9 protein-coding genes are annotated in these 12,405 nt (G+C 56.7%); 7 read left to right on the top strand and 2 right to left on the bottom strand.

The features are described 5' to 3' along the window. The gene (gene moeB / locus L462_RS20425) at positions 1–753 is read left to right on the top strand and encodes a molybdopterin-synthase adenylyltransferase MoeB (protein ID WP_032677744.1); all 753 of its coding nucleotides are present in this window, start codon (positions 1–3) and stop codon (positions 751–753) included. 40 nt (positions 754–793) lie between these two features. Here moeB and fsa read toward each other — a convergent pair whose 3' ends face one another. After that, positions 794–1,456 (bottom strand): fructose-6-phosphate aldolase, encoded by a 663-nt coding sequence (gene fsa, locus L462_RS20430; protein ID WP_020884894.1) that lies wholly within the window; start codon positions 1,454–1,456, stop codon positions 794–796. A gap of 128 nt (positions 1,457–1,584) precedes the next feature. On the opposite strand from fsa, the gene L462_RS20435 reads away from it, so the two are divergent. The 4 genes from L462_RS20435 to L462_RS20450 all read left to right on the top strand — a co-directional run bounded on the left by L462_RS20435 (position 1,585) and on the right by L462_RS20450 (position 7,304). Further along, positions 1,585–2,484, top strand: a complete 900-nt coding sequence (locus L462_RS20435) for a glycyl-radical enzyme activating protein (RefSeq protein WP_032677743.1) — start codon at positions 1,585–1,587, stop codon at positions 2,482–2,484. Positions 2,485–2,488: 4 nt separating this feature from the next. Further along, a complete protein-coding gene (locus L462_RS20440) occupies positions 2,489–4,921 on the top strand; it encodes a formate C-acetyltransferase/glycerol dehydratase family glycyl radical enzyme (RefSeq protein WP_025204613.1) in 2,433 nt (810 codons plus the stop codon). A 161-nt stretch (positions 4,922–5,082) separates the two neighbouring features. Next, positions 5,083–5,898, top strand: coding sequence for a Cof-type HAD-IIB family hydrolase (locus L462_RS20445; RefSeq protein WP_032677742.1), 816 nt, complete (start codon positions 5,083–5,085; stop codon positions 5,896–5,898). A gap of 149 nt (positions 5,899–6,047) precedes the next feature. Next, the gene (locus L462_RS20450) at positions 6,048–7,304 is read left to right on the top strand and encodes a DUF1479 domain-containing protein (RefSeq protein ID WP_014169275.1); all 1,257 of its coding nucleotides are present in this window, start codon (positions 6,048–6,050) and stop codon (positions 7,302–7,304) included. Here the strand turns inward: L462_RS20450 and L462_RS20455 are convergent. Then, a complete protein-coding gene (locus L462_RS20455) occupies positions 7,301–8,374 on the bottom strand; it encodes a LacI family DNA-binding transcriptional regulator (RefSeq protein WP_025204616.1) in 1,074 nt (357 codons plus the stop codon). The two genes, L462_RS20450 and L462_RS20455, sit on opposite strands and share 4 nt — an antisense overlap. Positions 8,375–8,661: 287 nt before the next feature. Between L462_RS20455 and L462_RS20460 the strand changes: the two genes are divergently transcribed. Beyond that, positions 8,662–9,963: an MFS transporter gene (locus tag L462_RS20460; protein ID WP_020884899.1), complete on the top strand. Its 1,302-nt coding sequence runs from the start codon at positions 8,662–8,664 to the stop codon at positions 9,961–9,963. 17 nt (positions 9,964–9,980) lie between these two features. Next, entirely contained in the window at positions 9,981–12,344 is a 2,364-nt protein-coding gene (locus L462_RS20465; RefSeq protein WP_032677741.1) for a glycoside hydrolase family 31 protein, read from the top strand. The last annotated feature ends 61 nt before the right edge of the window (positions 12,345–12,405 follow it).

Here is a 12,405-nt window from a genome sequence, read left to right as displayed (position 1 = left end):
ATGACGGCTGAACTCAGCGACCAGGAGATGATGCGCTATAACCGCCAGATTGTTCTGCGCGGTTTTGATTTCGACGGCCAGGAAGCGCTTAAGGCAGCACGGGTGCTGGTCGTGGGGCTGGGGGGGCTGGGCTGCGCTGCGGCCCAGTATCTGGCTGCGGCGGGGGTGGGCAATATGACGCTGCTGGATTTTGATACCGTGTCAGTGTCGAACCTTCAGCGCCAGACACTGCACAGCGACGCGACCCTCGGCCAGCCAAAAGTGGAATCTGCCCGCGCGGCGCTGGCGCGCATCAATCCTAACGTGAAGTTCACCCTGATTGACGCCCTGCTGGATGATGAGGCGCTGTCGGCACAGATAGCACGACACGATCTGGTGCTGGACTGTACCGATAACGTCACCATTCGCAATCAGTTGAATGCAGGATGTTTTGCCCACAAAACGCCGCTGGTCTCCGGTGCCGCCATTCGAATGGAAGGCCAAATCAGCGTCTTTACCTACGCCGGGGGCGAACCCTGCTATCGCTGCCTGAGCCGTCTGTTTGGCGAGAACGCCCTCACCTGCGTGGAGGCGGGCGTCATGGCTCCGTTAGTCGGCGTCATAGGTTCGTTGCAGGCTATGGAAGCGATCAAAGTGCTGGCGCATTACGGGACGCCTGCCGCGGGGAAAATCGTGATGTATGACGCGATGACCTGCCAGTTCCGCGAGATGAAACTGATGCGCAACCCCGGCTGTGAGGTATGCGGACGCTAAATGGTAGCCGGGCAAGCGTTAGCATAACCCGGCAACCGTATCAGAGCGTCGTTCTGCCAAACGCCCCTTGCCAGTCCTGCTCAAACTTTACTATTGCCGCATCCACCGCAGGCGAAGTAATAAACTGCTGAGCAACATCCAGCGGCAGGGTGATGGATTCACAACCTGCCAGCAGGCAGTCCAGTGCCTGACGCGGCGTTTTGAAGCTCGCGGCCAGCACTTTTGACTGCGGGGCATGCAGCGTCAGAAGCTGCTGCAGTTCAACCACCGTCTGGATCCCGTCCCCGCCCTGCGCGTCCACGCGGTTAACGTAAGGGGCAACATACTCAGCGCCCGCCAGCGCGGACAGCATCCCTTGTGCTGCACCGTACACCGCCGTACCCAGCGTCGGGATCCCTTCCGCTTTCAGCATTTTGATCGCCGCCAGGCCTTCCGCCGTTACCGGCACTTTTACCACCAGGTCGTTGATAATGGTGCGCAGTTTACGCGCCTCTTCCACCATCCCTTCAGCGGTGGTCGCCATGACCTGCGCGAACAGGCGACCTTTCCCACCGAGCGCATCCTGCAGCGCCGGTAGCAGCGCCTCGAGCGGCGTTTTCCCTGCCGCCACGATACTGGGGTTCGTGGTCACGCCCGCCAGCGGGAAGATACGCGCCAGCCGTTTCACTGCCGCGACGTCGGAAGTATCGAGATAAAGTTCCATGATGTAACCCTCAAATTTAGCCTGCACTTACCCTATCACGACAAAACCTGCTCAGGAGTTGACCTGCATCAAGATAACTTTCATTCGAAAGTAATTTAATCTTCATATGCAAGATGAGAGGCGAAAACATGATCTTCAATATTCAGCGTTACTCTACCCACGATGGCCCCGGTATTCGTACCGTTGTGTTCCTGAAAGGCTGCTCGCTGGGCTGTCGCTGGTGCCAGAATCCGGAAAGCCGCTCCCGCCACCGGGATGTGCTCTTTGACGCACGGCTGTGCCTGGAAGGCTGCGACCTGTGCCAGAAAGCGGCGCCGGGCATTATCGATCGTGCGCTGAATGGGCTGGTTATCCACCGTGAAAAGCTTAACGAAAAGACTCTCGACGCCCTCACCGACTGCTGCCCGACGCAGGCGCTCACCGTCTGTGGTGAAGAAAAGCAGGTTGAAGAGATTATGTCCACCGTACTGCGCGACAAACCGTTCTATGACCGCAGCGGCGGCGGGATAACCCTGTCCGGCGGTGAACCGTTTATGAATCCCGATCTGGCTCATGCCCTGTTTAAAGCCAGCCATGAGCAAGGCATACATACCGCCGTGGAAAGCTGTCTCCACGTGCCATGGCATTATATTGCACCCTCATTACCGTATGTCGATCTGTTCCTGGCGGACCTGAAACACGTTGATGGCAGGACGTTCAAACAGTGGACCGACGGTTCCGCCAAACGGATCCTTGATAACCTGAAACGCCTGGCCGCCGCCGGGAAACAGGTCACCATCCGCGTACCGCTGATTCAGGGCTTCAACGCCGATGAAGCGTCGATTACCGCCATCACTAACTTTGCCGCAGACGAACTCAACGTCCGCGAGATCCATTTTCTGCCGTACCACACGCTGGGCATGAACAAATATACCCTGCTCGGCCAACCCTACTCTGCCCCTGATAAACCGCTGGATGATCCTGCGCTTCTGGACTTCGCACAGCAGTACGCCTGCCAGAAAGGGTTAACCGCGACCTTACGAGGATAAACTTATGACGACCCTGAATCTCAGCACCCTTAGCGAGCGCATAAAAGCACACAAAACGGCCCTGGTGCATATCGTGAAGCCGCCGGTCTGTACCGAGCGCGCCCTGCATTACACCGAGATGTACCAGCAGCATATGGACAAGCCGATCCCGGTGCGTCGCGCGCTGGCGCTGGCGCATCACCTCGCGCAGCGCACCATCTGGATAAAACACGATGAGCTGATCATCGGTAACCAGGCCAGTGAAGTCCGCGCCGCGCCAATTTTCCCGGAATACACCGTCTCGTGGATTGAAAAAGAGATTGACGATCTGGCGGACCGTCCGGGCGCAGGCTTTGCGGTGAGCGAAGAAAACAAGCGCGTATTGCATGAGATCTGCCCATGGTGGCGCGGCCAGACGGTGCAGGATCGCTGCTACGGCATGTTCACCGACGAGCAAAAAGGGCTGCTGGAAACCGGCATTATCAAAGCGGAAGGTAACATGACCTCCGGCGACGCACACCTGGCGGTTAACTTCCCGCTGCTGCTGGAGAAAGGCCTCGATGGTCTGCGCGACAAAGTGGCCGAGCGTCGTTCGCGTATCAACCTGACGGTGCTCGACGACCTTCACGGGGAACAGTTCCTGAAAGCGATCGATATTGTGCTGGAAGCGGTCAGCCTGCACATCGAACGTTTCGCCGCGCTGGCGCGTGAAATGGCGGCAACCGAATCCCGTGAAAGCCGTCGCGACGAGCTGCTGGCGATGGCAGAAAACTGTGATGTAATCGCCCATCAGCCGCCAACAACCTTCTGGCAGGCGCTGCAGCTGTGCTACTTCATTCAGCTGATTCTGCAGATTGAGTCCAACGGCCACTCCGTCTCGTTTGCCCGCATGGACCAGTACCTCTATCCGTACTACCGCCGCGACGTGGAGCTGAACCAGAGCCTCGACCGCGAACATGCCATCGAGCTGCTGCACAGCTGCTGGCTGAAGCTGCTGGAAGTGAACAAAATCCGCTCCGGTTCGCACTCCAAAGCTTCAGCGGGTAGCCCGCTGTATCAGAACGTCACCATCGGTGGACAGACGCTGATCAACGGTGAGCCTATGGACGCGGTCAACCCGCTCAGCTACGCGATTCTGGAATCCTGCGGTCGCCTGCGCTCCACGCAGCCAAACCTGAGCGTGCGTTATCATGCGGGCATGAGCAATGACTTCCTCGACGCCTGCGTGCAGGTGATCCGCTGCGGCTTTGGTATGCCCGCGTTCAACAACGATGAGATTGTCATTCCGGAATTTATCAAGCTCGGCGTCGAAAAAGAGGATGCCTATGACTATGCCGCGATTGGCTGCATCGAAACCGCAGTGGGTGGCAAATGGGGTTATCGCTGCACCGGCATGAGCTTTATCAACTTCGCCCGCGTGATGCTGGCAGCGCTGGAAGGCGGCCGCGATGCCACCAGCGGTAAGGTATTCCTGCCACAGGAGAAAGCACTCTCTGCCGGTAACTTCGATAACTTCGAAGAGGTGATGGCAGCGTGGGATACCCAGATCCGCTACTACACCCGCAAATCTATCGAGATTGAGTATGTGGTGGACACGATGCTGGAAGAGAACGTCCCCGATATTCTCTGCTCAGCGCTGGTGGATGACTGTATAGAACGCGCGAAAAGCATCAAACAAGGCGGCGCGAAGTATGACTGGGTGTCAGGCCTGCAGGTGGGTATTGCTAACCTGGGCAACAGCCTGGCCGCGGTGAAAAAACTGGTCTTCGAACAGGGTACGATAGGTCAGCAACAGCTGGCCGCCGCTCTGGCCGATGATTTCGACGGGCTGACCCACGAGCAGCTGCGTCAGCGGCTGATCAACGGCGCGCCAAAATACGGTAACGATGACGACAGCGTGGATATGCTGCTGACCCGTGCCTACGAAACCTATATCGCCGAGCTGAAGCAGTACCATAACCCGCGCTATGGCCGTGGTCCGATTGGCGGTAACTACTATGCCGGCACGTCATCTATCTCCGCGAACGTGCCGTTTGGCGCGGCAACGATGGCAACCCCGGATGGACGTAAGGCGCATACTCCGCTGGCAGAAGGAGCCAGCCCGGCCTCCGGTACTGACCACCTCGGCCCGACGGCGGTAATTGGCTCTGTCGGCAAACTGCCAACCGAAGCGATCCTCGGCGGGGTACTGTTAAACCAGAAGCTCAATCCTTCGACGCTGGAAAATGACAGTGACCGTCAGAAACTGATGGTGCTTCTGCGTACCTTCTTTGAAGTGCACAAAGGCTGGCATATTCAGTACAACATCGTTTCGCGTGAAACGCTGCTGGAAGCGAAGAAACACCCGGACCAGTATCGTGACCTGGTGGTGCGCGTCGCAGGGTACTCCGCGTTCTTTACCGCCCTGTCGCCGGATGCGCAGGACGATATTATTGCGCGTACCGAGCACACGCTTTAACTCTTTTCAGACTTATGCCCTCTCCCATCAAGGAGAGGGAACCTGTCTTTAAGCGGCAATTTCGGTTGCCGCTTTGCTTTGACTTTCGAATGAAATTAAATTTGTGCTCTCCGTCACCTTGTTATTAGAATGTTTCAAACGCAGTGACTCAGGAGCACAGTATGACCGTAAAAGTTATCGTCACCGATATGGACGGAACTTTCCTTGATGATGCCAAGCAGTACGACCGCGACCGCTTTCAGGCACAGTTTGAGCAGCTTAAAACCCGTAATATTGAATTTGTTGTCGCCAGCGGCAACCAGTATTACCAGCTCATCTCCTTCTTCCCGGAACTGAAAGATCAGATCTCCTTCGTGGCGGAAAATGGCGCGCTGGTGTTCGATCACGGTGAGCAGATTTTTCACGGTGAACTGACCCGCCATGAGTCGCAAATTGTCATTGGCGAGTTGCTGAAAGACAACGCTCTCAACTTTGTGGCCTGTGGGCTGGAGAGCGCCTACGTCAGCGAACGGGCGCCGGACGCGTTTGTGGCGCTCATGTCAAAGCACTACCACCGCTTAAAACGCATCCGTGATTACCGCGAAATTGACGACGTGCTGTTCAAATTCTCCCTGAATTTGCCGGACAGCGATATCCCGAATCTTGTCGACAAACTGCACGTCTCCCTCGACGGGATTATGAAACCCGTCACCAGCGGTTTTGGGTTTGTCGATTTGATTATCCCGGGCCTGCACAAAGCCAACGGCATTAGCCGTCTGCTGAAGCGCTGGAAAATCTCGCCGCAGGCGTGCGTGGCAATCGGGGACAGCGGCAACGATGCGGAAATGCTGAAGCTGGTGAAATACAATTTTGCCATGGGCAACGCGGCGCAGAGCATCAAAACGATCTGCCGCTACAGCACGGATGACAACAACCACCAGGGCGCACTGAATGTGATTCAGGCCGTGCTTGACGACCACTCCCCGTTCGACGCGTAATCTCTCTCTTGCCGGAGCACTGCTCCGGCACCTCACTCTTTTTCCATCCTGTGGCACACGTCAAATATTTAAACTTGCATTAACTAATTTTTAACTTAAAGTATCACTTGTAGATATTTTTACTTTCGAATGAAAGATGCGAGGCAGTTATGACGTTTACCAGTGAAAGTTTGCCTGCGGACCATAAAGCAGCGATTCGTCAGTTGAAGCGTGAATTACGTGCGCAGATCGGAGACGTTCAGGCGGTATTCGACACGCTCAGCGATAAAATCGCGACCCGCGTGGCGGAAATTAATGCCCTGAAGAACAAAGGTGAAACCGTCTGGCCGGTTATCCCGTTTGCGGATGTGAAAAACGGGACGATCACCCAGGCACAGCGTGACGCGGTCAAACGCCGTGGCTGCGCGGTGATTAAAGGTCACTTCCCTCGCGAGCAGGCGCTGGCGTGGGATCAATCGATGCTCGACTACCTCGATCTCAACCGGTTTGATGAGGTCTATAAAGGTCCGGGCGATAACTTCTTTGGTACCTTAACCGCCTCACGTCCGGAAATTTATCCTATCTACTGGTCGCAGGCGCAAATGCAGGCCCGCCAGAGTGAAGAGATGGCGCAGGTACAGTCGTTCCTGAACCGTTTATGGACCTTCGAGAGTAATGGCAAACAGTGGTTCGATCCGGACGTCAGCGTCATTTATCCGGACCGTATTCGTCGTCGCCCACCGGGTACTACCTCTAAAGGGCTGGGTGCGCATACCGATTCCGGCGCGCTGGAACGCTGGCTGCTGCCGGCCTATCAGCAGGTCTTTGCCCGCGTTTTTGACGGCAACGTGGATAAATACGATCCGTGGAACGCCGCACACCGTACCGAAGTGGAAGAGTACACCGTGGATAACACCACAAAATGTTCTGTATTCCGTACCTTCCAGGGCTGGACGGCGCTGTCAGATATGATCCCGGGTCAGGGGTTGCTGCATGTGGTGCCTATTCCGGAAGCGATGGCCTACATTCTGCTGCGTCCGCTGCTGGATGATGTCCCGGAAGATGAACTCTGCGGCGTCGCGCCGGGACGTGTCCTGCCGGTCTCCGAGAAATGGCATCCGCTGCTAATCGAAGCGCTGAGCAGCATTCCTGCACTGGAAGCAGGCGATTCCGTGTGGTGGCACTGTGACGTCATCCACTCCGTTGCACCGGTGGAAAATCAGCAAGGCTGGGGCAACGTAATGTATATCCCTGCCGCCCCGATGTGCGAGAAAAACCTCGCCTATGCGAAAAAAGTGAAAGCAGCACTGGAAACCGGTGCATCGCCGGGCGATTTCCCGCGCGAAGATTATGAAAAAAACTGGCAGGACCGCTTTACCGTGAACGATCTGAATATTCACGGCAAGCGTGCACTGGGTATGGCTTAACTGTCGTATAACCCTTCCCGCTCCACGGCGGTGCGTCGTTTCCCCTGACGTATCCGCCGGACAGATCCCCGCACGGCCAGCGTGCCGTTAAGCAATAATGTTCCCACCGGCGCATCCGGGCGCATCAGCCGTTGCTGAAGCATATGCACCGCTTCGGTTCCCAGTTCATCGCGCGGTACGTGCACCGCCGTGAGCGGAACATCCTGAATGGCCGCCAGATTAAACCCGTCAATGCTCATCACCGAGATATCCTGCGGCACGCGCAAGCCCTGTTTTTGCAGCGCACTGATGGTGCCCGCCGCCATAAAATCGCCGCCGACCAAAAATGCGGTGGGCAGATCCTTACCCTGCATTTGACGGAGCCAGGAGGTGACCAGCTCTTCCGTTTCACGCGCGCTGAAGCTCGGAGCCACCAGCAGATCGCGTTTATCGTTGAATTTCAGGTTGTGAGATTGCCACGCATCGCGGATCCCGGCCAGACGCAGTTCCATGGTGTAACGCCGCAGGCAGAGGACATTCATCACCTCACGGTGTCCCATTTCAAACAGATAGTCCGCGGCCCGCTCACCTATCGAGCGGTGGTCCGGTGCCACTGCAGGCAGGCGCATATGCCGGTCGCGGCAGTTAATCAGCATGCAGGGTTTACCCACATCCACCGCCAGATCGTGGATATGCGGATCGTCGATACCGAGAAGAATAGCGGCCTGTGTCTCCGGCTCGTTCATCCGTGCCAGAAAAAGCTGTGCGTCGCTGTCATTCTCCTCCAGCGCGCAATAACGCAGACGGACATCGTGGGAAGCAAGGCCTTTACTCACGCTCTGGATCACGCGGTAGTAAAAGATGTCGGACCGCTCGTCAAAGGCGCGCTGTGGCGCAAAAACCACCAGGCTGTTGAGCAGCAGACGCCCCGCCGCCAGACCGTCCATCACTCCCAGCTCCCGCGCACAGGCCAGTACCCTGGCGCGCGCTTTTTCACTGGTGTTCGCTTTTCCTGCCAGCACCCGCGACACGGTGCTGATGGAGAGCTGCGTGCGGGCGGCAATTTCGGTGATTTTTAGCCTTTTGTCCATTTTGTGATCTAGCTCCATTTGCGAAATGAAAAAATTTTCATAGCGTACTCATCAGGCAGTAACGGGCATAAAAAGCATCATGCCAGATGATTTATGTCATTGATGAGAAATTTTGCACAAAATCCACTATTGCCTGCTCATTTTCTCCCTTAAGGTGAATTTGTCACACCACTTCCATACTAGTTGTATAGCAACTTCTAAATTAAAACGGATAGAAATCAAAGCCATAAAAATCTGTGTGACACCTGAACCTCCGTCCCCTTACCGTCCGTCTTGTGGAGAGTAAAATGAGTCAGGACATCAATAATACCGTTGCGACAAGCAAAACCCGTCGCGTCATTAAGAACCTGCGCTGGTATGTGCTGGTGCTGTTCTTACTGGGCGTCACCGTTAACTACATCACCCGAAACTCGCTGGGTATTCTCGCCCCTGAGTTGAAAGAGAGCCTTGGGATCACCACCGAGCAATACTCCTGGATCGTCGGGGCATTTCAGATTGCCTACACCATTTTCCAGCCTCTGTGCGGCTGGTTGATCGACGTGATTGGTCTGAAGATTGGCTTTATGGTTTGCGCCGGGATCTGGGCGCTGATGTGTATTTTCCACGCCGGGGCGGGCAGCTGGCTGCACCTGGCTATTCTGCGCTTCTTTATGGGTGCTTCTGAAGCGGCCGCCACGCCGGCGAATGCGAAAACCATTGGCGAATGGTTCCCGAAATCGGAACGTCCTGTCGCGGCCGGTTGGGCGGGCGTAGGGTTCTCCATTGGCGCGATGCTGGCACCGCCCATCATCTATTTCGCGCACGCCTCGTTTGGCTGGCAGGGCGCGTTTATGTTTACCGGCGTGCTGGCGCTGCTGTGGGTGATCCTCTGGTGGGCTTTTTACCACAACCCGGAACAGCATCCGAACCTGAGCAAGGACGAGCTGGCGTTTATCAAGCAGGATAACGAACCGCCTGCGGTAAAACTGCCCTTCCTCACCGCGCTGAAAAATGTCTCCAAAAATAAGCGCTTCTACGGTATCGCCCTTCCGGCGTTTATGGCCGAACCGGCCTGGGCCGTGCTGAGCTTCTGGGTTCCGCTGTATCTCGCCAAAGAGCACGGCATGGATTTGAAGCAGATTGCGATGTTTGCCTGGCTGCCGTTCCTTGCCGCGGACCTCGGCAGCGTGGCAAGCGGCTACCTCACCCGTCTGTATGCCCGACTGTTCGGCTGCAGCCGTGTGAACTCGGTGGTGGCCAGCTCCGTCACCGGGGCATTCCTGATGATCTCCCTGGCCGTCGTGGCCATTACCCGCGACCCGTATATCACCATCGTGCTGATCTCCATCGGCGGTTTCGGGCATCAGATCATCTCCTGCATGCTCAGCGCCCTGGTCGTGGAGTCATTTGATAAAGGTCAGATGGCGACCGTTAACGGCATGCGCGGCTCGGCGGCCTGGATCGCCAGCTTCCTGTTCTCTCTGTTAATTGGAGTGACCGCCGACAAAATCGGCTTTAACCCGCTCTTTATTGCCATGGGGTTCTTTGACCTGATTGGCGCTGTTTTCCTGGTGGCATTTATTGCTGAACGTCGCGCCAAGCGCGCCTGATAGTGGATGTATTGCATATGAAAACCCTGAAAAACTGGACCGTTGATAAGCAGTCGGCAAATCATCTGGAACTGCTGGTCGATAACCAGCACCGTCTGTGCCTGTATGTGCTGGAAGAAAATCTGTTCCGCGTGCTGATTAAACGCAAAGGTGAGCTGACGCTGGATCGCACCTGGAGCATCGCCCCGCAGCAAGATGTGCCGTGGGAAGGTCGCCGCCGCGACGATCTGAGTGGTTTCACCTGCCCCGCCTGGACGCTAACGCAGCAGGGCGACGTGCTGACGGTTGCTACCGAACAGCTGCGTGTGACCGTGCATCAGCCGCTGTGGCTGGAGTGGCACTACCGCAATGAGGCGGGTGAGTGGCAGCCGCTGGTCAACGACCGTCCAACCAGTGCCTATCTGCTGAATGCCCATGGCGACGGTGCGGCGCACTACCTGAGCCGCCGCAAGGATGAACGCTTCTACGGTCTGGGTGAGAAAGCCGGCGATCTGCAGCGTAACGGTAAACGCTACGAGATGCGCAACCTCGATGCAATGGGCTACAACGCGGCCAGCACCGATCCTCTGTACAAACATATTCCGTTCACCCTCACCCGTCGCGATGACGTGAGCTACGGCCTGTTCTACGACAACCTGAGCAGCTGCTGGCTGGATCTGGGCAACGAGATTGACAACTATCACACCGCCTATCGTCGCTGGCAGGCGGAAGCGGGCGACATCGATTACTACCTGTTCACGGGCAAACGGGCGCTGGACGTGACCAAAGCTTTCGTGCGTCTGACCGGGAAAACGCTCTTCGGGCCGAAATGGAGCCTGGGTTACAGCGGTTCGACCATGCATTACACCGACGCGCCGGATGCGCAGAACCAGCTGATGAACTTTATTCGTCTGTGCGAAGAACATGCTATTCCCTGCGACTCGTTCCAGCTCTCTTCGGGCTATACCTCGATCAACGGCAAGCGCTACGTCTTTAACTGGAACCACGACAAGGTGCCGCAGCCGAAGGTGATGACCCAGGCTTTCCACGACGCGGGGTTAAAGCTGGCGGCCAACATCAAGCCATGCCTGCTGCAGGATCACCCGCGCTATAACGAAGTTGCGGAAAACGGGTTGTTCATCCGCGATTCAGAAACCGACGCGCCAGAACGCTCCAGCTTCTGGGATGACGAAGGTTCTCACCTCGATTTTACCAATCCACAGACGGTGAAATGGTGGCAGGAAGGGGTAACCACGCAGCTGCTTGAGATGGGGATTGACTCCACCTGGAACGACAACAACGAATATGAAGTGTGGGATGGCGAAGCCCGCTGCCACGGCTTTGGCAAGGAAATCGCGATCAAGCACATTCGCCCGGTGATGCCGCTGCTGATGATGCGTGCCTCGCTGGAAGCGCAGCAGCGTTTTGCCCCGGAAAAACGTCCGTATCTCATTTCCCGCTCCGGCTGCGCGGGCATGCAGCGTTACGTCCAGACCTGGAGCGGCGATAACCGTACCAGCTGGGATACCCTGCGCTATAACACCCGCATGGGTCTGGGAATGAGCCTGTCCGGGCTGTTTAATGTGGGGCATGATGTCGGTGGTTTTTCTGGCGACAAACCCGACGCGGAACTGTTCGTACGCTGGGTGCAAAACGGCGTGATGCATCCGCGCTTTACCATTCACTCATGGAATGATGACCACACCGTTAACGAGCCGTGGATGTATCCGGGCGTGACGCCGGCTATTCGTGGTGCCATTGAATTACGTTATCGTCTGCTGCCGTACCTTTATACCCTGCTCTGGCAGGCGCATGCTGACGACGAACCGATGCTACGCCCGACCTTCCTCGACCACGAACACGATGCGCAGACGTTTGAAGAGAACGATGATTTCCTGCTGGGTCGCGACCTGCTGGTGGCCAGCGTGGTGGAGGCCGGGCAGCGCGAGCGACGCGTCTGGCTGCCGGATAACGAAACAGGCTGGTACGATTTTTACACCCACGAGTGGTTCGCTGGCGGGCAGTGGATCGTACGTGATGCGCCGCTGGAGAAATTGCCGCTGCTGGTACGTGCCGGTGCGGGTCTGCCGCTCAGCGAACGCATTACGCATGTCAGCGCGGAAAAAGACACTACCCGTGAGCTGAAACTGTTCCCGGTGAAAGGCGTCGGTTCAACCGCGGGCCTGCTGTTTGAAGACGATGGTGAAAGCTGGGGCTATCAGAACGGCAATGCGCTGTGGGTGGAATGGGACATGGCATGCGACGGTGCCACCATCAACCTGAAGGTCAGTGCGCGGGGAGATTATCGTCCGGCGTGGAAAGCGCTGAAGATATCGTTACCGGTCGGGGAAAAACGCACGCTGCTGGTGAATGGTATTGAAGGGAGTGAATGGGTGGTCTAGTGCGGCCTGATGCCCGCTCCCACAGGGAGAGGGCATCAAACACAGGCCCGGTAGGCGTAGC

This window comes from Enterobacter sp. BIDMC 26 (assembly GCF_000534435.1).
Taxonomy (GTDB): Bacteria; Pseudomonadota; Gammaproteobacteria; order Enterobacterales; family Enterobacteriaceae; genus Enterobacter; species Enterobacter ludwigii.
Note: the sequence above shows the minus strand (reverse complement) of the source record. Positions and strands in the feature narration are given on the sequence as shown.